Origin of the sequence: Fibrobacter succinogenes, assembly GCF_902779965.1 — a bacterium.
Lineage (GTDB): Bacteria > Fibrobacterota > Fibrobacteria > Fibrobacterales > Fibrobacteraceae > Fibrobacter > Fibrobacter succinogenes_F.
Genome location: NZ_CACZDK010000003.1, coordinates 70,761 through 92,100, shown reverse-complemented (window position 1 = coordinate 92,100; position 21,340 = coordinate 70,761). Strand labels below are relative to the sequence as shown.

Sequence of the window (21,340 nt, the reverse complement as noted above, 5' to 3'; positions counted from 1 at the left end):
GAGATTATTTATTTGCAAATAGCTTTGAGCATGGCCTTGCAACCTTCGTTCACATCACGCCATGTAGCTTCGAAATCGCCGGTGTACCAAGGGTCCGCTACGTCGCGGCTTTTGCCTGCCCAATCCATTAAGAGAGAAACTTTGCGGGGCGTGTCGTTGCTGGCAACGGCGCTAGTTTCGCGTTCGTAAATGTCACGAGGCAAAATCCAGCGGAGATTCCGCAGATTGTTCTGGTCCATGAGCACAATGTAGTCATAATGCTCGTAGTCGGCAGTTGTCATTTGCCGTGCCGTTTTGCCGCTGCAGTCGATGCCGTGTTTGGCGAGCATATGCCTTGCTGGCGGGTAAACTGGATTCCCGATTTCTTCGGTGCTTGTGGCGGCTGAGGCGATTTCGAAGTCCGCGGTAGAAAGCGCTGTGTCCGTCTCGACTTCAAGTTTTGTGGACGAACTAATTTCGCGCTTTCCTACTGCAGGCAAATCGCGTATCAATTTTTTCATTACAAATTCAGCCATGGGGCTACGGCATATGTTCCCGTGACATACGAATAAAATTTTAATCATGCATTGTCCTTGAAGCCTTCCAAAATTTTGTAGAGCGTGCTGTATAGCTGTTTGGCTTCGTCTAGCGACAAATTTACACAACTTGTCATTGACTTGGGGACGCTTGCTGCTTTGTGTTGCAACTTTTCGCCGTCATAGGTGAGGCTTACAGAAAGGCAACGCTCATCGGATTCTTCGCGAGAGCGCTTGATGTAACCTTTGCTTTCTAACTTTTTTAGGAGCGGGGTAAGTGTTCCTGAATCGAGGTAAAGCTTTTTCCCGAGCTCTGTGACGTTGCATTTTTTCTCTTCCCATAGCACAAGCATTACGATGTATTGCGTGTATGTGAGATCGAGCGGCTCAAGAAATGGCGCATAACGCCGAGTGATTTCCTTGGACACGGCGTATAGCGGAAAGCATAGTTGGTTTTCTAGTTTTAATTGAGGGTAACTCATTGCGTTCCCTAAAGTAGTTTTTCTATGTAGGCGCGTACGTTTTCCATCTTGATTGTTGGCTCAAAACGCGCTACAACGTTCCCTTTGCGGTCGATGACGAATTTTGTGAAATTCCACTTGATGTCGGGATTATTTTTGTAATCCTTATCGATGCTTTTCACGAACAAAGCCATTGCCGCTGCTTTTATCCCGGTTCCAAATCCTTCGAATCCTTTTTGCGATTTCAAGTACGTGTAGAGCGGGAGCTCGTTCGGACCGTTCACATCGGACTTTTTCATCTGCGGAAATTCCGTTCCGTAATGGAGGGTACAGAATTCACGTATTTCTTCATCGGTTCCTGGTGTTTGGCCTTTGAACTGGTTGCAGGGAATGTCGATGACTTCGAATCCCTTGTCGTGGAAATCGGCGTACATTTGTTCAATCGGCTTGTAGTGCGGGGTGAATCCGCAACCTGTTGCCGTGTTCACGATGAGCATCACTTTGCCTTTGTAGTTGGCGAGTGGGACTTCGTTTCCTTTTCCGTCGGTCAGGGTGAAATCGTAGATGTTCATAATTTTTTCTCCATATACACTGTTTTAATTTTGTGCAATTAAATTTTATAAAATTTAATTTGAAAAAGCAATAGTTGATTGAAAAAGTAGGCTATAATTGTATTTTTATGTGATTTCCCGCAAATAAAATGTCATCCTGAGCGAAGTCGAAGGATCTAGTTAAATCTTGTTTTTTATCTTTGGCTCCATGAAATCTATAGAAGTTGTTGCGGGAGTCATTAAAGACGGTGGCCGCATTTTTGCAACGCAACGCGGGTATGGCGACCAGAAAGGTGGCTGGGAATTTCCGGGCGGCAAGATGGAACCGGGTGAGACTCCGGAACAGGCGCTTGTTCGCGAATTGAAAGAAGAGCTCGATGTCGAAGTGAGTGTTGGCGAAAAGATCTGCACGGTGGAATACGATTATCCTAAATTCCATTTGACAATGCGTTGCTTTTATTGCTCGCTTGCCGCAGGCTGCAAACCGAAACTTCTGGAACACGAAGCCGCCAAATGGCTTGACCGCGAAAATCTTAATTCCGTGAATTGGCTCCCCGCCGACGTGGAAGTCGTGAAATACCTTTAGTATCATCGTCATTTGCGCGTAATGCATCCTGCTTCTTCGTCATTCTGAGCGAAGCGAAAACAACTCAGAAGGTGAGCGTTGCAAAAATGAGCTTGCTCATTTTTATAACCGAGCCAAAGAGTTGGGGCTTTAGCCCAATCCAGTGAAATCTTGTTATGACAGCTTCTTTTGCAATTCTCGTGCGAGTTCAGTGCCTTCGATGAGTTCGCCTAAGAATTCGCAGTAGGGCGTTGGGATCCCGTGTGCTTTTCCGAGCTTGCTGATGGTCCCGCAGAAATAGGCGTTCTCCGTTTTGCGCCCGGCCTCAATGTCTTGCAACATGGAACACTTGCCGAGCGGCGTGTAGTTGCAGGTGAGTCGCAAGTTTTCTTCGAGGTCTTCGTTCGTGAGCGCAAAGCCTTCGGCGTTTGCCACTTGAATCACTTCGTTTCCGATTTTACGCACAAGCGATTGCATCACTGGGAAATTGAATCCTGCAAATGTGGAACGGCAAATCGCTCCGATCGAATTGAATACGGTGTTCATCAAGAGCTTTTTCCACATTTCTAAACGGATGTTTTCTGGAATCTTGTGGACGATGTGTGCATCTTCGAAAAGCTGGTGGATGGCTTCGACGCGTTCGGAACGGCGGTTGTCTTTTTCGCCAAAGAGGATGATGCCGCGACCCGCGCAGTCAATGTTCCCGTGCTTGTTGATAGACTGCAAATTAACGATGAATCCGTACAAAGTCTTTTCAGCACCGTAAACACGCTCGATTTCTGTTTCGGAATGCACGCCGTTCAAGAGTGAAAGCAAAGCCGTGTTCGGACCGACCGCATTTTTCGCTTCTTCGAGCGCTTCGTTGAATTGCAAATTCTTGGTCGCAAAAATCACAAGGTCAACGACCGGGACTTCGTCCGGCGTGACAAAGTTGAATTCTGCCTTTTTCCCGTTGATGACGATTCCGCTTGCCTGGTAGCGCGCCTTGCGTTCGGCGTCCATCACGCAATAAAGTTTGTTTCCGAGAACGCTCAAGAGCTGTTCTGCCACAACGGCACCGACAGCCCCGAGACCTACAACTGCAACAGACTTGATTTGATTCATGGTGAAAAATATATCAAATTCTAGAGTGTTTTTTATTCGGCTACAGCGGTAAACGGTATTTGTGGTAAATTATTGCTGCTTAAAAATTTTCGATATATATTTTTACCATGAAGGTTTTGAAATTCGCGATTCTTGGGTGTGGCCATATCGCAACAAAGATGGCTGCTGCTGTAAATACTTTAGAAAATAAGGGGATGGGCGTGGAATGTTACGCCGTGGCGTCCCGTAATTTGGAAAAGGCCGATGCTTTTGCGAAAGAGTATGGCTTTAAAAAAGCGTATGGCAGTTACGAGGAACTTGCCTCAGATTCTGCTGTTGACTTGATTTATATCGCAACGCCGCATTCGCACCATCATGAATTTGCGAAACTTTGCATTGATCATGGCCGGAACATCTTGGTGGAGAAAGCTTTTGCCGCGAACGCAAAACTTGCAACTGAGGTGATTGCGCTTGCGCATGACAAGGGCGTTTTCTTGTGCGAGGCCATGTGGACGCGATTCTTGCCGGCGCTGGATACGATTCGCGGCTGGATTTGTGAAGGTCGCATTGGAAATGTGGAAACAGTTGAAGCCGATTTTTCGATGAAACTCAGCGATAGGGAGCGTATGCATAATCCGTCGCTGGCGGGTGGTGCGCTTTTGGATATCGGCATTTACAGCCTTACATTTGCAGATTTGTTCCTTGGCGAGCGTGTTGATACTGACGGAAAATTTGTCCGTAACGAAATCACGTCCATGGATTGCAAGTGCGTCAAGTTCAAAACGGGCGTGGATGCAAGTGACTGGATAAACATCACGTACGAAAACGGTCAAAAGGCGTATCTCAAGACTTCGATGGTTTCGCCGACGCATAACGAGGGCGTGATTTATGGAACGGCGGGGCAAATCCGTGTACAGAATTTGAATGACATGGTAAAGCTTGAACTGCTTGATAATGCCGGGAATGTAGTTGAAACTGTTGAACCGCCGCGCCTTTGCAACTGCTACGAATACGAAGTTCTCGCTTGCAAAGAGGCAATTGAAAATCCTGCTCAGTTCCGGCACGAAATTTGCAAACCTTGCGAATGCTGTGATATCTCGAATGGCGGGACGATAGGCGTCGCGCTCTCGAAACAAATTGTTTGGGAACGCCCAGAAATGACACATGCAAAAACGATGGAGTTCATGACGCTCATGGATAAAATTCGTGAGCAGTTTGGCGTAAGCTACACATTTGAAATTTCTCCGGGTGAAACGTGGAACCGCAATGGTGACAAGTCTATTTTGCAAGTCTTTGATATTGAAACTGGTGAAGCGAAAATCCTCAAGGAGTTTGATTGCGTTATTGAAGCGCCAAACTGGAGCGCCGATGGAACTTTCCTTACGTACAACAGCAATGGACGCATTTACAAATTTGAAATCGCGACGGGCGAGGTGACGGAAATTGAAAGTCATTATGTGGACAACTGCAATAACGACCACGTTCTTGACCCTGATGGCAGCGGCATTTACGTGAGCCACCACACAAAAGAAGACGGGCTTTCGCGTATTTACAAGATTTACTTTGACGGCCGCGAACCGCGCTTAGTGACGCCTCTTGCGCCAAGCTACTTGCATGGCATTACGCCGGACGGCAAGACTCTTGCCTATTGCGCAGAACGAAACGGAAGTTACGATATCTACACGATTTCTGCGGCGGGCGGTAACGAGACTCGCCTTACGACTGCGTTTGGATTGAATGACGGCCCTGAGTACGATTGCAATGGTGAATATATTTGGTTTAATTCCGAACGCTCGGGACGTATGCAGGCTTTCTGCATGAAGGCGGATGGCTCCGAACAAACGCAGATGACCCATGACTTGCATTGGAATACGTGGTTCCCGCATATTTCTCCTGACTGTCAAAAGGTCGTGATGGTCGCATACACGGAAACGGATGTGCGCCCTGGTGAACATGTTCCAAATAAAAACGTGGAACTGCGTTTGATGCGTCGCGCAAATCCCGCAGATTCTTGGTCCGTTCCCGAAACAATCCTTAAACTTTTCGGTGGGCAAGGAACAATTAATGTCAATTCCTGGGCCCCCGATAGCAGACGCTTCGCTTTTGTAAGCTACATTCACGGTGACAACCCATCCAAATAAAATACTCCCCGATAGTAATGGAGCTTTTACATAAGCGTTAAAACAAAAATCCCTCGCGAATTTTTTCGCGAGGGATTTTTGCAATAGTTGAATGAAGTTGCTCGGATCCCGTCGGGGCGAAATCGTCTTGCGCTTGCGCAACGACGTTGTTCTGCTAACAAAGTTCTAGTAACTGATAACTATTATCTAGTAACTATTAACTCATCCCCCCTACACATTCTTCACGCAGCGTATCGAGATTGCATCGGATCTGTAAACGCCTTCGATGTCAACGGAATTGTTTGTAAGGCTCAAGCGGAATGCATTGGCCTTGCCGTATTCGTCCTTACTCCAGAATCGGGCGCGCCTACCGAAATGGCAGAAGTTACCGTTGTCGAATCGGTAACCGGCTGGAAGTGCGAAAAATCCGAAAGTATCTTCGCCGGGGTTCTGCCAGAAACAGGCGCTGCGCAGTTCCTTGCCGTCGGATTTTGCTTCTAGATTGCTGAGCAAAGTTTCCCATTCTTTTTTGCTTGGAATGTGGAAGCCTTTTGGCGCAAGGCCTTGGTAATTCTTATCCTTTATCTTGTTGTACATCTCGATGTCTTTTGCCGGAGATTGCTCAGTGTATTCCGTAGGAATGTCGAGTGCGGAGGTCCACGTGTAGAGGCGTCCGTAATTTTTCACGTTGGATTCGTCGTTATCTGGAGCGTAACTGTTCTCTGCGTTATAGCGCAGGTTTTCTGCCATCCATACTTGATTTCCGATTTGAATAGTCCGGTAAGTTTCGCCATCACGAGCATCCTTGATTGTTCCGTATTTGAATTTGGCTGTGTTCTTGGTTAGGCAGGCTCCAAACGGCATGCTGTTCTTGGATTTTTGTGAGCCATTCTTCGATGCTATACAGATGTGGCGCCCTAAACAGAATGAGGCAACGGCAACGATGACAATAACAATTGCAATGAATATGACAAAAGAAATATGCATATTGACCTCCGATTCTTAAATGTATAATTGTTTTTGATCAACCTGATAAGTTTAACTTATATAATTATATCAAGAAAAATCAAAGTTGTTATGAATATGTTTGTGACTTTTTATGAAAAATTTCCATAAAAAGTCCGACTTTAACAAAATCTGTAAAACGAATTATCCTCTAGTTTCGGCAATTTTCTTGATGATTTTGACGACCGTTTGCATGCCTTCGACGGTGACGTGCTCGAAGGGACCGTGGTAGCCGTAGCCGCCGGTGCCAAGATTGGGGCAGGGGAGGCCCATAAAGCTGAGCTTTGCGCCGTCGGTGCCTCCGCGGACGGGATCGCTTACGGCTGTAATTCCGACCGATTCGATTGCCGTGCGAGCTCGTTCAAGGACTGCTGGATTTTTCTCGATGACTTGCAGCATGTTGCTGTAGGAATGTTCAAGTTCGAGTTCGACGACGGTACCGCCTGCGTGGTTTTCGTTTTCTTGTGCATTTGCGAAAGGCGAGCCTCCGAATTGCTCGTTGAATTTTTCGGCGAGTTCCTTTAGGAATTTTTGGCGGTCTTCGAAACGCACTTGGTCGTGATCGCGCACGATGTAATTGAGAGTCGCTTCGTTGACATCGCCTTGGATGTCGGTGAGGTGGTAAAAACCTTCGTGACCTTCGGTGGTGGCTGGGGTTTCGTTTTTAGGAAGCGCCATGGCGATTTCGGCGGCCATGAGAGCTGCATTTTTCATGATGCCCTTGGCTTCGCCGGGATGCACCCCTTTGCCGTGGATTTTGAATGTAGCGCTTGCAGCGTTGAAGTTTTCGTAAGCGATGTCGCCTTCGTAGCCTCCATCGACCGTGTAGGCGTATTTAGCCTTGAAATAGCCTAAATCCAAGCGGTCGGCGCCGCGCCCGATTTCTTCGTCTGGCGTGAAGCAAACCCAGATGTCGCCATGGCCGGAAAGGTTTTCGTAGCCGCGGCTTTCGGCATGCCTGTCGGTGTCGGCGAGCTCTTCCATCGCAGTCACGATTTCTGCAATGCCAGCCTTGTCGTCGGCGCCAAGGAGTGTCGTGCCGTCCGTGGTGATGAGCGTGCGCCCCTTGAGCCATTTGAGCGTAGGAAAGTCTTCGACTTTCAGTATAGCGCCGGAACCTTTGAGCAGAACATCGCTACCGTCGTAGTCTTTGATAATTTGCGGTTTCGGATTTACTCCCGAAAAATCTGGTGAGGTGTCCATGTGGCTGATAAACCCGATGGGAGTATCGTTTTCGCGGCCTGCGGTTGCTGGCAAAAGCCCATAGACATAGCCATTTTCGTCCATTTTGACCTGCGAAAGCCCGATGCCTTCGAGTTCTTCGGCAAGGAATTTGGCAAGTTCGAGTTGCTGTTTGGTACTAGGACAGCATTGGCTGTTCTCGTCGGAGGTGGTGGTGAAACTGATGTATTTTAAAAAGCGTTCTTGGACTTTCATGATTTACCTGCCCCCTAAAAATAAAAATCAATAAAATAATTGATTCACTTTGTTCTTATATAATTTATCTTTTTTTTAGTAGTTGCGGACACTTTGGGTGTATATAAAGGAGAAAAAATGACTTTAGAAGAAGCTGTTTTTGCACGTCATTCTGTACGTAAGTATCGCCCTGAGCCGCTAACCAAGGCGCAAGTGGAGGAATTGCAGGCGCGTATTAGAAGGTTGAACGAAAATTTTGCGCTTCACATGCAGCTTATTTTGAATGATGACGTGGCTTTTAGTGGCCGCTTAGCCCATTACGGGTCTTTTCGAAATGTGAAAAATTATATTGCCGTTGCCGGGCTAAAATCAACGGCGGGTTGTGAGGCTACGCTCGAAGAACGCGCGGGGTATGCAACGGCGGAACTGGTGCTTTTGGCTCAAACATTGGGGCTGAATACTTGCGTAGTAGGGCTTACGTTCAAGAAAACGCCGACTATTGAAATTGATGATGGCGAAAAACTGGAAATGGTGATTGCCATTGGTTATGGAGAAACGCAGGGCGTGCAACACCCCATGAAGCCTGTAACGCGCATTGCTCCAGATTATGAATCGGCTCCAGATTGGTTCAAGAAGGGGATTGATTACGTGATGCTTGCGCCTTCGGCTCTGAATCAGTTTAAGGCCAAGTTTACTGTCGATGAGAACGATCGCGTTTTTGCGAAATCTCGTTTTGCTCCGTTTGCCAAGGTCGATCTCGGTATTTTCAAGTATTTCTTTGAGCTTGGCGCCGGAAAGGAAATCTTCCGCAAGTCCATGCAGACCCTGCGAAGCTCTGACGGCGCTTGATAAAACCGCCTCTATGCCATTTTATTCATTTTTTACAGTTATTATTTTTATCAGGACACTTCTTTTTTCTTTCTCTTATCGCTTTCAGTTGTTCTTCGGTGCAGAAACCGGAAATGTAAATGATGTTATCTCCAGATATTTTTTGTTTCTGTTTTCCCATATCTAGGAGATATTCCCATTTCAGTCGATTCGTTGTTCCAAACAGAGTTTTAACATACAAAGAATCTTTTTGGAGAATGTAAAAATCGATTAAGTCGTAAGGCTTTACGACCCTATTTCTTGGATATTTTCGACCTTGATAGAATCCACCTCCTTCTCCTTGCACTCCTCGCACAAGATCGGTCTGTATTTTTTTTTGATCAAGATCCGGAAGATTTACTCCGAATATGGATGAACTTGTCGTACTCTTATAATCGACACTAATCGTAAATTCATTTTGCATTTCATAATAGGATAAAGCATAGACGCTATCATTCTTTATCCAGGAAACAACATCCTTATAAAAGCAGAAATAGGAAAAGATTGGGTCATCATCCGATTTTTCATCTGGATAATCGGCGGCATTGCAAAATGCGAACGCACATGCGATAATGATGCAAATTTTATAAATCACTTTATGAATCATTTATTTACTCACTACATTCTCCAACAATACGAGCCTTAAATTCGTAGATGAATTCTATTTTTTCATTTCCTCCTCCACAATACAAAGAGGCTTTCCAGAAACCTTTAACCTCCTTTTGAAAGTAATCTCTTATACTTGCAGAAAAAGTCCCGGCAGGAAAATAAAGAATTGTGGTTGGCATTTCAATATTTGGTAATGTTTTCGTTGTTGAAATACTTGATGGATTCCCCATTACAGTGCAAGTTGCAAAATTGATTCCTCCAGAAGTTAAGCCTGGAGTTGCTATACGAACATTTGTTGACCAGGCATTGCAAGCGCATTTTACGGTATTCGGAATTTGCCAAGTAGAATCTGGCAGAATTGATTGATGCTTTAATGACATCAAAGTATAGCGAGATTCATTATCAGAATCAATATTTTTTACGCAAAAATCAAAAGTATGGTTTTGCGCGTATAAAAGCGGAGTCAGTATTTGTGACATAGATAAAATCACAATGAGTGTAAATATTTTCACCTTGCTTTCCTTGAAATTCCTCTTTTTATTTATCGATCAATTCTGTGAAATCACATTCACCTATATACAGTCCCTTAAATTCAATAGAGCAGTTTAAATCATACTCTTGTTTAAAAATATCGCAGGCGGGAACTTAGTTGCTGCTATTTTTTTTCCTCTTCCTGATTATTTTCAATTGCTTCTCAGTGCAAAAACCGGAAATATAAATGATGTTGTCTCCAGATATTTTTTGTTTCTGTTTACCCATCTCAAGATGGTAATCCCATTTTAATCGGTTCTTTGTACCAAAAAGAGATTTTACGAACAAAGAGTCTTTTGAAAGTATATAAAAGTCAATTAGATCATAAGGTATTACGGTCCTATTATCTGAATATTTTCGACCTCGATAAGATCCTGCGCCACTTCCTTGTGTGCCTCGAACAGGATTTATGATAATTTTATTTCTATCATAATCCGGCAGACTTACTCCAAAAAAAGAAAAATCTGTAGTACTCTTAAAATTGATTGAAATCGTAAATTCATTTTCCATTTTATAATAGGTTAATACATAAACACTATCCACCTCAAGCCATGAGATAGAATCCTTGTAAAAGCAAAAATCGGCAAAGATAGGATCATCATCAGATTTTTCATCTGGATAATCGGCGGCATTGCAAAGTGCGAACGCACTAGCAATAAAGATGCAAAATTTATAAATCACTTGGACATTCATATTTACCTTTGGGATAATCAAAAGAACTATATGTTTTGTGATATCGCCTTGTTGCCTCATCAGCCCGTTTATCGAAATTACTTTGCATTTCCTCTAGATACGGCTTTACCTTTTCCTTGATTGCTGCATTTAATACGCTATCCTCATTGCAAGCCTCCACTTCGACCTCAATATATTTTTTTTCTTTAGGGAATTTTTTTGCAATACATTCAAAATCTTTAACATGTCCTTTTTCATGTTTTTTTACCGCTTCATGGTCTTCCTTTGTCGTTACATAGCCATCAGGAAAAACAAAACCTATTTCCACGACTGTGTCCTTTATACTAATAAGTGTCATCTGTAACGTTGTTCCGACTTTCACCCAAACCTTCTTGTACTCACAATCTTTTATAATGCATGTTTCTTCTAAAAACTTTGATTTTAACACTTTAGGCTTACTAAATCGAGGCTCAGCATCAGGGCATGTAATTCCTCCTGTTCTTGAGCCATCCGGTTCAATTATTCCATAATCACCACCAAGGAGCCCACAATCATTTCGTTTAAAAAGCCCCCTTTTATTATATCCTTGATTTATTTTTTCAAAAATATTCTCGATAGTCTGCTGCAGCTGGTCCGCCGATTTTTTATAAAAATTATCAGTACTTTTTCTATAAAGGACCTGTTTGACAGAGTTAGCCCTTGATGTTTTTCGTCCTAAAATGTTATAGTATTTTATGTTGTTTGTGAAATCAATGTTGTATCTATCATCACTTGCGTTTTCCGCATATTCATAATCCGAGGCTCTTTTCATTAAAGCGTTTCCGTCTGGACATTGCTTGCTGTGTATTTCAAACGGATCATAGCAATCTACTTCTTCAAGATAGTATGGTTCCGCGTAGTAAAGCTTTTGTGTCCAAATCCAAGACTGTGCGCATCCGCCGTATGGAGACGGGTCTTTGCATTTATAGCATTTCCCGTCCATGGCGAAGCATGCGTTTGACAAATCGCTTGGAATTGCGTCTAGAGGCTGTGCTGGACATACACCGATTCCCTGGTCTGTTTTTTCTCCAGTGGCACAATTGACTTCGTTAAACCAGTGGTATGTGTTGACAGGGGTGTTTGGATTTTGCCATGACCAACTGTTCTGACAATCGCTTTCGTTGATGCCTGCTTTACACTTATAGCAGTGTCCGTTATTTTTGAAGCAAGCTGATTTAGCATTGTATGGAATTTTGTCTACAGGGAGTGTTTTGCACAATCCTGTTTCGCTTGATGAGCTTTCAGAACTAGAGGATTTAGCAGAAGATGATGAATTTTCGGAACTAGATGATTCTGCAGAAGACGAAGATTCATCCGAACTTGAAGACTCTGCAGAAGACGAAGATTCTTCAGAACTTGAAGATTCGACTGAAGACGAAGATTCCTCTGAACTTGAAGATTCTGCAGAAGACGAAGACTCTTCAGAACTCGAAGACTCTGCAGAAGATGAGGATTCTTTTGAACTCGAAGATTCAGCAGACGAGGAGCTCGATTTATCCATGCTGCTGGAACTGCTTTCACTTGAGCTAGATGAGTTCTCGCTTGATGAACTTTGGTCAGATGACGAACTGGATCCTTGTGACGAAGAAGATTTTTCAGAACTAGAAGATGATTGCTGTACTTTGCAGAATTTATCCCCTTCGCCTGCTGTTATATTTGAGCAACCTGGAAAATTTTTTATTTGAGAATAAGAAACTCCGATTTCACTTGAGCTTGGTGGCAAAGGACTTTCGCACATTCCATTGCCTTGATTCGGTTCTTTGCCTAATTTTTCACAGCATTCGGATTGTTTTCTTTGATTTACATATTCTTCAAACCATTCTGAACCGCAAATGTCACATGATGCAGAAATGCAGTATTCTGTTGATCCGTCTTCTTGTTCGAAGGCATAAACATCCCCTTGGAATACTCCATCTTTTTCTTTGCATTCAAGTTCCTGTTTTACCAATAATACCTGTTTGGCGAGTTTTTCGTTTTTAGCGCAGTACAATGGAGTCGATGTTGTGTCTACGCAGCTGACTTTTGCGTTGACACCGTAGACATGATCTGGCCTTGAGGTAAAACAACCCATATTTCCTGTAGAAAGGCTTAAGTTGTCGAAGAAACATATTTGTCCCTTTGAATTTGTAAAACTCTTAGAACGATTTTCTTTCATTCCATTAATAAAAGCTGCATCTTTTTGATTTATTAAGCAGGCTTCAATCCACGAATCAAAACAAGCAGATCTTCCAAATTGTCCAGAAATATGCATTGTTTCGGAAAACAGGGTGTTGCTGTCTTCTTTTACTTGAACTGCAAAATTGCAATTCTTTTGATCCATTTCTGTAGTCAATGTTATTTCAGCAAAACAGGTTGTAATCGCTAAAATATACATGAAACAGATAATTTTCTTCATAAAAATACCGATTGCCATATTTGTTTGTTTCTGATAATATAATTTGGTAATTTGTCTGTCAATGAAAATAAAAAAAATTTTAAGAAAAAGCTTACGTTTTTATGTATTTCTTGAGTTGAATTTTTTTGTTTGATGAAAAAAATCATAATAAAACCCTCTTGATTTTGAAAAAAAAGGAGATTCCCGCTCGGGGGCGGGAATGACATTGTTAAAAAAAGATGGGCCGTCGCGGGAATGACTGATTAGACTTAAATTTTTTTATTTTTGCGGTAACACTTTTGACTTCCACTGGTGTTACATAAACGTGAAAAGCCTAGAAACCTTAAAAAAAGCAGATTTTGCGAAGATTTACGAGAAGTTCGCGCCTATGGTCTATAGGCGTTGCCTGCAACTTCTTCGCGACGATGCGGAGGCTAGCGACCTCATGCAAGACGTTTTCTTGCGGATTTATTCTGCAACGGATCGTTTGGATATGCAGTCGCCTAGCAGTCTTTTGTGGAATACGGCAACCCGGCTTTGCCTGAACCGTATTCGCGACAAGCGCCGTCGTGGATTGGATGTGGATTCTTCTAGTCTGCTTTTGAACATCGCCTGTGCCGAAGATGAACAGGATGATTACGAAGCGAAAAGCAAGCTGGCAAAGCTCTTTTCGAAGGAACCAGAATCGAGCCGAACCATGGCGGTTTTGCATTTTGTCGATGGTATGACGCTCGAAGAGACTGCCCACGAAGTGGGCTTGTCGGTAAGCGGTGTGCGTAAGCGTTTGCGCGGTTTACAGGCCAAAGTTAAAACTCTGGAGGTAAAGTGATGATTCCCGATTGGAAATTAGAACGATTCCTGACTGGCGATTTGCCGGAAGAAGAAATGAATGAAATTCGCAAGCTCGAAGCGGCTGATGCAATGCTTGCTCAGCGCGTGAAAATGCTCCGCGAAGACAATAAGGCGATTTTGAACAAGTTGCCGTTCGAAATGCTGGCTGCAAAAATTGATGCGGTGGATGCAGGAACTGTGACAGAAACTGCGGTGGCCGCGAATCTTGGCACCGCAAAGGAAAATGCCGGAAATGCCGAAAAAAATGCGCCGCGCTTTAGTATCATGAAATTTGCGGCCGCTGCGGTATTCGTATTGGCGGTTGCTTTGGTGGCGTTTATGGCTCAGCGCGAAACTTCCGTGATGAACGAACGCGTGGGTAGCGATGTTGCTGCTGTTGGTGGCCCGCAAAACACGCAGGTCGCTCTTGCTGAAACGCAGTCGGATACGCGAATCAAGGGCATGGACGCCCGCATGGAAGTTTGGAAAAAGACTCCGGCGGGAATTGTCCAACTGAACGATCTTGATTCTGTTGGCGAAGGTGATGAAATTCAATTGCGCTATTCCGTTCCAGAAAAATGCTTTGGTCTCCTTTTTAGCATGGACGGAAATGGCGCGTTGACTCTCCACATGGGCAATGGCGAAAAGGCTGTTGAACTTGCTCCCGGCAAAATGAATTCGCTCCCGTTTGCATACAAATTGGACGATGCGCCTTACTTTGAAAAGTTCTTCTTTGTGACATCGCCAAAGGAATTTACTGTTGAAGAAAGTGATGTTGATAAGTTGCTTAAAAGAAGCGACGTGAAGGTGATTGGTTTTACTCTCAAAAAGGCGGGTAAATAATGTTTATGATTTCGAATAAGACTTTTGGGGTGTTGTCTGGTTTGTCTTTTGCGCTGTTTTTTGTTTTGCTTTTGTTGGCTTCTAATGCCAATGCAGCGACAGAATCTGGGCGTATTAACCGTTATGTGGTTGCGGTGAGTGCAAATAATGGTGGTAAGGGTCGCCCGATGTTGCGTTATGCAGAAAGTGATGCTCGCTCTTTTGCAAAAGTGCTCAAGGAAATGGGTGGCGTGTTGCCGCAGAATGTGATTCTTGTGAAGGAACCGTCTGTTAATGCTTTGCAGAAGGAACTTTCTAAACTGGATGCAAAGATTTTGCAAGACAAGGCGTCTAACGGCCGCGACGAAGTGCTTGTTTATTACAGCGGCCATGCCGATGAAAAGGGCCTCCGCTTGGGCGAAGAAACTTATGCTTGGAAGGATTTGCGTAATCGCATTGACGCACTCTCGGCGGATGTGAAAATTGCAGTGATTGATGCTTGTGGTTCTGGCGCGATTACCCGCGTGAAGGGCGGTAAGGCGGTGCCTGCGTTCATGGTGGACCAGAGCAGTGACATGAAGGGTTATGCATTCATTACAAGCAGCACGCAAGATGAATCAAGCCAGGAAAGCGATAAACTCAAGGGATCGTTCTTTACACATTCCCTCGTGAGTGGGCTCCGTGGTGCTGGTGACTTGAGTAGCGATGGCAAGGTAACTTTGTCTGAAGCATACCAGTTTGCATTTAACGAAACGCTCCAGAAAACGGAAACAACGCTGGGCGGCGCACAGCATCCGAGCCGCGACATGAATCTTGCCGGTACGGGTGACGTGGTGATGACCGATTTGCGTGCAACAAGTGCCGGGCTTGACTTGGATGAAAGTGTATATGGACGCCTGTACATTCGCGATAATGCTGGTGAACTCGTGGCTGAACTCAACAAAAAACAAGGACATGCTATGAGCCTTGGGCTCCCTGCAGGGAATTACACGGTGAACCTGCAGCAGAATATGGATTACATGGGAGCTACGGTTGTGCTTTCGAACGGCAAACGCGAAAAGCTTTCCATTGGCAATTTCAAGAGTGTTATGGCCGAACAGACGGTGTTCCGTGGCGAAATTGGCGGCAATAGAAGTTGTCCAGGCGGCGATACGATTGCTTGCTCGCTTGATTCCCTGGATCATAACGGTAAGTTCCGTACGACGTTTAACTTCGTGAATACGGATAGCGATCCGCGTAAGGGCTTGCAGTTGGGCTTGTTCGTCGCTCGTACGAAGGATTACATGTTGGGTACGCAAGTGAGCTTGATTGCTAACATTGCCCAAAAAGAAATGCATGGCTTGCAGGCAACGACGATTGTGAATTTGGCTAAGGATCATTTTGAAGGCGCTCAACTTTCCTCTGTGGCAAACTATGCAGGCTCGTTTGATGGTGCGCAAGTGAGCTCGGCTGTGAACGTTGCGAAGGAAAAGTCTTCGGGGGCGCAGATTGGTATCGTGAACGTGGCGGTTGACACGCTTGATGGTTTGCAGGTCTCTGCGGGTGTCAACTATGCGAAAACTACGGATTTGCAAGTGACGGCTGGCGTGAATGTTGCTCAAACAACAAAAACGCAGGTGGTTGCAGGTGTCAACTATGCGACTAAATCTAGTGTTCAGGTGGCTGCTGGTGTGAACGCGACTCATGTCAACGAACTTTTGCAGGTAGGCGTTGTCAACTATGCTACGAATGAAAAGGGCCGCCAGTGGGGTATTGTCAATATCTGTGCGCATTGCGAAAAGTCCCCGATCGGCATCATTAACATTGTCGGAAACGGCGTGTGGAGTGCGACTCCCTACATCAACGAAATGGGGGCGCTCGGTGGATCCCTTCATTTGGGTACGGCTTATTTCTATACCAACATTGAATGGGCGGCATTCTTCAAGAAAGGCCACATCTTTAAGGAATTCGAAAAGTTCTATGAACACGGTGTGGGTGTTGGCACCCAGTTCGGAAAGTACGGTAGCCATTGGGAATTGGAATACACCTTCTTCAACGTTTACGATAAATTTGGCGTGGATGAAGGCGATTGTAAGTTTGGATACCACCATCGCGGTCGCGTAGGCTATGTTTATCAGGTTGTTCCGGGCTTTGGTCTCTCGGTGGGCGGTACGCTGAACTTGACGAGTGAAGGCTATTTGAACAAGCTTTTCCTCAAGCCGCTGGGCGATTACCACGATGACGTGAGCTACAAGAGCCATAAAGGCCGCTGGTGGCCAGGATTCTACGCTGGGCTTACCTTCGGTAGATTCTAAGAAGTACAAAAGTTTGCTTAGCGCCATTAAGGTCTATATAATACAAATTCGGGAATCCAGTGCATGATTTTTACTGGATTCTCTTTTTTATTGATGTCTTTGAGTGAAATGTTTGATTGCGATTAAATGTTCAACAACCTAAAAAAGGTAAATTTTTGAATTATGTGGTAACACTTTTTGTACCTTAAGGTGTTTCATAGGGGTAAGGAATTGAGAACGTAATGAAATTTATGCTGAGAATTGTTGTTTCTATTTTAATTGCGGTCGCATTTGCAGCGGCTCGCGATAGCATTGTCTTTAATGGAATTGTTCAAGACGCGTCTTTTGAAGCTCACGAAAAGCTGAATGTCGAAATTCTTGAAACGGGCGAGGCTCTGCAGACGACCGTGGGGACGCCTTTTAGCGTTGTTTTGCCGGAAGATACGCTTTGGAATGTGTGCGTCACGAATTCCGATACGGCGGGTGCCGAAAAGGAAAAATGCTATGAGTTGCTTTATCTCGGTAGCGATAGTACCTTCAGCATGACGCTTGGTCCAGAAAGCGTTGTCTCAAGTGAAAACAATGGTGGGGAGGGCTCTCCCCTCGCGTCCGCCGCGCAGGCGGCTCCCGCTACCCCTTCTAGCGGGGACACCCCGCAACGCCCCGATGTAGAATCTGCACGGGACAGCGCGAAAAGTGTCGACGTCGATGCGCTCCTGGCTGCGGGAAATACGAATTCCAAAATTACGGAACTCAAAAAAGTCGTGGTGCAGTTGCGTCGCCGTCCTAAGCGTAAACCAGGCGAATCCGTGGTGAGCGCAAAATCCATCAAGCGCATGCCGGGCCTTGCCGAAGCTGACGTGATTAAGAGCATTCAGGCGCTCCCGGGTGTTGTTGCAAGTTCCGATTTCAGTTCCAAGATTTATGTGCGTGGTGGCGCTGCTGACCAGAACCTCTTCTTGTTCGATAACGCGGTCGTCTATTCTCCGGTGCATTTCTTTGGGCTTTTCAGCACGTTCCTCGTCGAAGGCATTGACGATGTGCAGTTCTATAAGAGCGGATTCCCGGCGCAGTACGGTAACCGCTTAAGCTCTGTGCTCAAAATGGATGGTCGCGCGGGCGGTCAGGATTCTGTCGAAGAATGGTTTAGCAAGTCGAGCGTCAAAATCAGTACATTTGCAGCGCAACTCCATACCGAAGGGCATAAGGGCCCTGCTCGCTGGGTGTTTGCAGGTCGTACAACTTACATCGGCTACATTCTCGATTTGTGCAATTCCATTGGTCTTTTGGATCTGGATCTCGATTATGAATTTACGGACTTGCAGGGAACGTTTATGTTTGACTTCTCTAAAGATACTCGCCTCAAGTTCAGCTATTACATAGGCAAGGACCGCTTGGAATTTGACCCGCTTTACATGGATTGGGGAAACGTGGCTATACCGCTCGGATTTTACCATCGCATCAATGGCGATTGGGATTACAATGCGACACTCGCGTACAGTAAATTCTACCAGACGATGAAGGTGAGCGACCTCATGTCCATTGAAATGTTGCTTTACACCTTTGCGGGTAAGCAGTGGCTCAATTATCGCGGTATCGACAACCATACGATGACGATGGGCTACGAACTGGAATACGACTATGAACGTTATCAGGAAGCGATGGCTTCGATGACTATTAAGGATATTCAAAAAACGTTCCATCATGTCGCTTATGTGCAAGATGCTTGGAAAATAAATCCCGATTACTTGTTGCAATACGGTTTGCGTTTCAATTATCAATCGGCAGCAAAGCATTTTGGTGTGGAACCGCGTGCATCGCTGAACATCAATTTTGATGATACCAAGTCATTGGAACTTTATGGTGGCTACTACTTGCAGTATATGAATTCAATTGTCTATACGGACCAAGAAACGTTGAACGAATTTTATTACCCGGCAACGACAACAACAAAGGGTAAACGGACAAAACCGGCATCGTCATGGCTATTTGCGGCAGAATACAGCCAGCGCGATCTCTTTGAAGGCTATGATTTTACAGCAGGCGTTTATTACAAGACGCAAGACAATTTGAACACGTTTAAGACGGTTCTTGATAGTAATGAAGAAACGGCGTCGGATGATTTTGTGATTGCAGATGGTTTTGGAACGGCTGAAGGTTATTCTCTTGGTTACGAACTTTCACTCCGCAAAGATAAAGGCTGGTGGTTTGGCGGAATCAACTGGAGCCAAAGTCTTAGCGTTGTGCAAACAAATGATGGAACTAAGGCTTATTTCCCGAGTTGGCACCAGCCGTATGCATTAAAGCTGGATCTTGGTATTAACTGGAAGGGCGGTGATGAAGCCCTTTGGAGACACAAGAAAAAAGGTCGCTATTTCCGCTCGTCGCTGGCATTAAAATATTCATCGGGTATGCCGATCAGTGAATACAAAGGATATTACATTTCGCAAGATATGGGGCACCAGAGGTATTCGGATGAAGTCGTTGTTCTTCCAGGAAGCCGCAATGCGGGCCGCCAAACGGATTACTTCCGTATTGACTTGAAAGCTGTAGATATTGGTCGTGAAGGCAAGTGGAATTTTAGTTGGACGATTATCAACTTGACGAATCACGACAACATGTTCTATACCTTCTACGATACGCGTAAGAATCCTCCGAAGAAAACAGAAATTTCTCAGTTCCCCTTTTTACCGATTATGCTGAATTATGAATACTACTTTTAGTTACTAGTTAAGAGAGTTTGTTATGAATATTTTTTTGAAGCGTAAAAATATAAACGTCATTGCGAGTCATGATAGTGGCGAAGCAATTTCTAATGGATTTTCTAGGCGATTCCTCTCGTCTTTCGTCTGGATTCTCTCGTCTCTTATCCTTGCAGCTTGCGATTTCCATGGTCCGTGGGAATACTATCCCGAGGAACGTGATATCTATACCGGCATTTATACGTACGGTTACATTGTCGCGGATGAAAGGCCTGAAGTTTGTTTTTCGAAAGTCTATGAACTTGATGAAACGATGGCGGAAAACTTTGCATTTTATAAAAATGCCAAGGTGACTATGGAAGGTCGCTTTGGAGGTGAATTTGGTACAGGTGAAGATGAAACTATTCGTCTTGAATCTTCACAAGACAATCCAAGATGCTTTTTACCATCGTCTAACAAAATTTCTCGTTGCATTTACATTGTTGGCGGAGGTGTAACGTGTAAGCCTGACTATACGGGCATCGAAGGCGAAACGTACACGCTTGAAGCTACGTTTGAATGGGATAGCGCGGGCCATAATGTGGAATCGACGTATCGGGCCAAGGCGACAATTCCAAACCCTGTGAAAGTCAAGGGCTTCAATATCCCCAAGCAAGATGGAAGTTTTGAATGGGTGGAGTATAGCGATGACAAAGTTGTAGAAATGGATTTCTTGGAATACCCGATGGATATGGAATTTGTGAGGGCGGCGTTAGACTATGACCATTCTGTTCGAGGCGTTTTATCCATAATGAATTACGGTTCCAAGAATGGCGAGGCTACGAACACGACCGTCAATAAAATGTTTGAAGGCTTTACCTCTGAAGACGAAGATGGCTACCGCGGAATAGCTATGCATGATCCTTTGGAAACGCAGCAGAACCTTGGATATTCTGCAAATTACATAGTGGGCGGTATCAAAAATTTGGATACTCTTCACTTGACGAATATGATGCTTCCGATAGGTGAATTTTCTGTAGACCTCTATTCGACGGATGAACACTATATTGATTATGTGAATAAGGTAAAACAGTCTGTTTCGGATTCCCGCGTTGTCCCTGAATCTAACATTGAAAATGGTATGGGTGTATTTACAGGAATGGCTCGTACAAGGGTGTATATGAAGGTTAATTCTGAAAATTGGGTGGGTATGACACGCATTGCAAATAGACATTGTAAAAATGAAGAAGGCGATAATTCAAAGGGCTGGGACTCAAAAGGATGTAGACTTTATTTGGATGTTTATTGTGCTGGACGTAGCCCCTCTAGCGATTTGGAATTGGCGAATGAAGGTGCTTATTCGTATTATAGCAATAGCAACCTCAACGATCTCAGAGACGAAGAAGTTTGCTATCCATCTCGTGTAAAAGCGGCTATGATGCAAGCGAACGAAGACGATTGGGAGGTCGAAAAATGGAGCAAGTATTTGCCGGATTCTATTAACGCTGAAAAAAAATCAATGGCTTATGCCGATGGACTAAAACGCTATTGCGTCGCCAGCAATTTTAAAAACAACGATATTGCGAATTGTTCAAATTTAAAGGCTAGATGCTTGGATAGCTTGTCTACAAATGATTGTAATTCATATTTGTGGCTGTGGTGTTCTGATCGCAATTGGAATTACAAAAAGTATCCGCAATGTGGCCCTGCCATGGTAAGCCGCTATGTTGTGGACGGTTTGAAATCGACTATATGGGAAAAAGAAGTCAAAAAATGGTGTGAAGATCCTTGCAATGAAGAATATGCTGTTTGCAAAGATTTAGGTTACAAACATGAAGGTGATAAAAAATGTTTGCAGACTATAAAGGTTGAAGCTTATACAAGAGAAGTAGATGCTCATATTGTGTATTAAAAAATGCTTGTTT

19 protein-coding genes and 1 pseudogene are annotated in these 21,340 nt (G+C 44.5%); 10 read left to right on the top strand and 10 right to left on the bottom strand.

Annotated features, from left to right (window positions below; translation table 11 throughout):
* Positions 1–8: 8 nt before the first annotated feature.
* Genes HUF13_RS02040 through HUF13_RS02030 form a run of 3 tightly spaced genes read right to left on the bottom strand, consistent with a single transcriptional unit; the run spans position 9 to position 1,548 of the window.
* Entirely contained in the window at positions 9–563 is a 555-nt protein-coding gene (locus tag HUF13_RS02040) for a low molecular weight protein-tyrosine-phosphatase (protein ID WP_173473587.1), read from the bottom strand.
* Positions 560–997: a MarR family winged helix-turn-helix transcriptional regulator gene (locus HUF13_RS02035; protein ID WP_173473586.1), complete on the bottom strand. Its 438-nt coding sequence runs from the start codon at positions 995–997 to the stop codon at positions 560–562. The genes HUF13_RS02040 and HUF13_RS02035 overlap by 4 nt, the downstream gene beginning before the upstream one ends.
* An 8-nt stretch (positions 998–1,005) precedes the next feature.
* A complete protein-coding gene (locus HUF13_RS02030) occupies positions 1,006–1,548 on the bottom strand; it encodes a glutathione peroxidase (RefSeq protein ID WP_173473585.1) in 543 nt (180 codons plus the stop codon).
* A gap of 187 nt (positions 1,549–1,735) precedes the next feature.
* On the opposite strand from HUF13_RS02030, the gene HUF13_RS02025 reads away from it, so the two are divergent.
* Positions 1,736–2,113 carry a (deoxy)nucleoside triphosphate pyrophosphohydrolase gene (locus tag HUF13_RS02025; protein ID WP_173473584.1) on the top strand — a complete coding sequence of 126 codons (378 nt, stop codon included), beginning with the start codon at positions 1,736–1,738 and terminating at the stop codon, positions 2,111–2,113.
* A gap of 153 nt (positions 2,114–2,266) precedes the next feature.
* On the opposite strand, the gene HUF13_RS02020 is transcribed toward HUF13_RS02025, so the two are convergent.
* Positions 2,267–3,196, bottom strand: a complete 930-nt coding sequence (locus HUF13_RS02020; protein ID WP_173473583.1) for a ketopantoate reductase family protein — start codon at positions 3,194–3,196, stop codon at positions 2,267–2,269.
* A gap of 107 nt (positions 3,197–3,303) precedes the next feature.
* Here HUF13_RS02020 and HUF13_RS17550 point away from each other — a divergent pair.
* Positions 3,304–3,660, top strand: a pseudogene (locus HUF13_RS17550) (Gfo/Idh/MocA family protein); the annotation flags it as partial.
* A gap of 753 nt (positions 3,661–4,413) precedes the next feature.
* On the top strand, positions 4,414–5,316 hold the full coding sequence (locus HUF13_RS17545; RefSeq protein WP_369697071.1) for a TolB family protein: 903 nt from the start codon (positions 4,414–4,416) through the stop codon (positions 5,314–5,316).
* 210 nt (positions 5,317–5,526) lie between these two features.
* On the opposite strand, the gene HUF13_RS02010 is transcribed toward HUF13_RS17545, so the two are convergent.
* Positions 5,527–6,282, bottom strand: a complete 756-nt coding sequence (locus HUF13_RS02010) for a fibrobacter succinogenes major paralogous domain-containing protein (protein ID WP_173388181.1) — start codon at positions 6,280–6,282, stop codon at positions 5,527–5,529.
* A 162-nt stretch (positions 6,283–6,444) separates the two neighbouring features.
* The gene (gene pepT / locus HUF13_RS02005; RefSeq protein WP_173473581.1) at positions 6,445–7,737 is read right to left on the bottom strand and encodes a peptidase T; all 1,293 of its coding nucleotides are present in this window, start codon (positions 7,735–7,737) and stop codon (positions 6,445–6,447) included.
* Between the two features lie 117 nt (positions 7,738–7,854).
* Between pepT and HUF13_RS02000 the strand changes: the two genes are divergently transcribed.
* On the top strand, positions 7,855–8,565 hold the full coding sequence (locus HUF13_RS02000; protein ID WP_173473580.1) for a nitroreductase family protein: 711 nt from the start codon (positions 7,855–7,857) through the stop codon (positions 8,563–8,565).
* Positions 8,566–8,590: 25 nt separating this feature from the next.
* Here the strand turns inward: HUF13_RS02000 and HUF13_RS01995 are convergent, their stop codons facing one another.
* The 4 genes from HUF13_RS01995 to HUF13_RS01980 all read right to left on the bottom strand — a co-directional run bounded on the left by HUF13_RS01995 (position 8,591) and on the right by HUF13_RS01980 (position 11,653).
* Positions 8,591–9,190 carry a hypothetical protein gene (locus tag HUF13_RS01995; protein WP_173473579.1) on the bottom strand — a complete coding sequence of 200 codons (600 nt, stop codon included), beginning with the start codon at positions 9,188–9,190 and terminating at the stop codon, positions 8,591–8,593.
* Between the two features lie 4 nt (positions 9,191–9,194).
* The gene (locus HUF13_RS01990; RefSeq protein WP_173473578.1) at positions 9,195–9,704 is read right to left on the bottom strand and encodes a hypothetical protein; all 510 of its coding nucleotides are present in this window, start codon (positions 9,702–9,704) and stop codon (positions 9,195–9,197) included.
* A 133-nt stretch (positions 9,705–9,837) separates the two neighbouring features.
* Complete coding sequence (locus HUF13_RS01985; protein WP_173473577.1) at positions 9,838–10,404, bottom strand: hypothetical protein; 567 nt, start codon at positions 10,402–10,404, stop codon at positions 9,838–9,840.
* Entirely contained in the window at positions 10,394–11,653 is a 1,260-nt protein-coding gene (locus tag HUF13_RS01980) for a hypothetical protein (RefSeq protein ID WP_173473576.1), read from the bottom strand. The genes HUF13_RS01985 and HUF13_RS01980 overlap by 11 nt, the downstream gene beginning before the upstream one ends.
* On the opposite strand from HUF13_RS01980, the gene HUF13_RS01975 reads away from it, so the two are divergent.
* The 6 genes from HUF13_RS01975 (at position 11,646) to HUF13_RS01950 (ending at position 21,327) form a co-directional block, all read left to right on the top strand.
* Entirely contained in the window at positions 11,646–12,119 is a 474-nt protein-coding gene (locus HUF13_RS01975; RefSeq protein WP_173473575.1) for a hypothetical protein, read from the top strand. The two genes, HUF13_RS01980 and HUF13_RS01975, sit on opposite strands and share 8 nt — an antisense overlap.
* A gap of 1,014 nt (positions 12,120–13,133) precedes the next feature.
* Complete coding sequence (locus HUF13_RS01970; RefSeq protein ID WP_173473574.1) at positions 13,134–13,637, top strand: RNA polymerase sigma factor; 504 nt, start codon at positions 13,134–13,136, stop codon at positions 13,635–13,637.
* Entirely contained in the window at positions 13,634–14,482 is an 849-nt protein-coding gene (locus HUF13_RS01965) for a hypothetical protein (RefSeq protein ID WP_173473573.1), read from the top strand. Before HUF13_RS01970 ends, HUF13_RS01965 begins: the two co-directional genes overlap by 4 nt.
* The gene (locus tag HUF13_RS01960) at positions 14,482–16,755 is read left to right on the top strand and encodes a caspase family protein (RefSeq protein WP_173473572.1); all 2,274 of its coding nucleotides are present in this window, start codon (positions 14,482–14,484) and stop codon (positions 16,753–16,755) included. Before HUF13_RS01965 ends, HUF13_RS01960 begins: the two co-directional genes overlap by 1 nt.
* Before the next feature lie 221 nt (positions 16,756–16,976).
* Positions 16,977–19,457 carry a TonB-dependent siderophore receptor gene (locus tag HUF13_RS01955; RefSeq protein WP_173473571.1) on the top strand — a complete coding sequence of 827 codons (2,481 nt, stop codon included), beginning with the start codon at positions 16,977–16,979 and terminating at the stop codon, positions 19,455–19,457.
* A gap of 22 nt (positions 19,458–19,479) precedes the next feature.
* Entirely contained in the window at positions 19,480–21,327 is a 1,848-nt protein-coding gene (locus tag HUF13_RS01950) for a hypothetical protein (RefSeq protein WP_173473570.1), read from the top strand.
* Positions 21,328–21,340: the final 13 nt, after the last annotated feature.

What these genes read in the sequence shown, in the direction of transcription:
- HUF13_RS02035 (WP_173473586.1), bottom strand. Translation starts at nt 997, where the DNA reads ATGAGTTACCCTCAATTAAAACTAGAAAACCAACTATGCTTTCCGCTA.
- HUF13_RS02010 (WP_173388181.1), bottom strand. Translation starts at nt 6,282, where the DNA reads ATGCATATTTCTTTTGTCATATTCATTGCAATTGTTATTGTCATCGTT.
- HUF13_RS01950 (WP_173473570.1), top strand. Translation starts at nt 19,480, where the DNA reads ATGAATATTTTTTTGAAGCGTAAAAATATAAACGTCATTGCGAGTCAT.
- HUF13_RS01995 (WP_173473579.1), bottom strand. Translation starts at nt 9,190, where the DNA reads ATGATTCATAAAGTGATTTATAAAATTTGCATCATTATCGCATGTGCG.
- HUF13_RS01960 (WP_173473572.1), top strand. Translation starts at nt 14,482, where the DNA reads ATGTTTATGATTTCGAATAAGACTTTTGGGGTGTTGTCTGGTTTGTCT.
- HUF13_RS02000 (WP_173473580.1), top strand. Translation starts at nt 7,855, where the DNA reads ATGACTTTAGAAGAAGCTGTTTTTGCACGTCATTCTGTACGTAAGTAT.
- HUF13_RS02030 (WP_173473585.1), bottom strand. Translation starts at nt 1,548, where the DNA reads ATGAACATCTACGATTTCACCCTGACCGACGGAAAAGGAAACGAAGTC.
- HUF13_RS01955 (WP_173473571.1), top strand. Translation starts at nt 16,977, where the DNA reads ATGAAATTTATGCTGAGAATTGTTGTTTCTATTTTAATTGCGGTCGCA.
- pepT (WP_173473581.1), bottom strand. Translation starts at nt 7,737, where the DNA reads ATGAAAGTCCAAGAACGCTTTTTAAAATACATCAGTTTCACCACCACC.
- HUF13_RS02020 (WP_173473583.1), bottom strand. Translation starts at nt 3,196, where the DNA reads ATGAATCAAATCAAGTCTGTTGCAGTTGTAGGTCTCGGGGCTGTCGGT.
- HUF13_RS02025 (WP_173473584.1), top strand. Translation starts at nt 1,736, where the DNA reads ATGAAATCTATAGAAGTTGTTGCGGGAGTCATTAAAGACGGTGGCCGC.
- HUF13_RS02040 (WP_173473587.1), bottom strand. Translation starts at nt 563, where the DNA reads ATGATTAAAATTTTATTCGTATGTCACGGGAACATATGCCGTAGCCCC.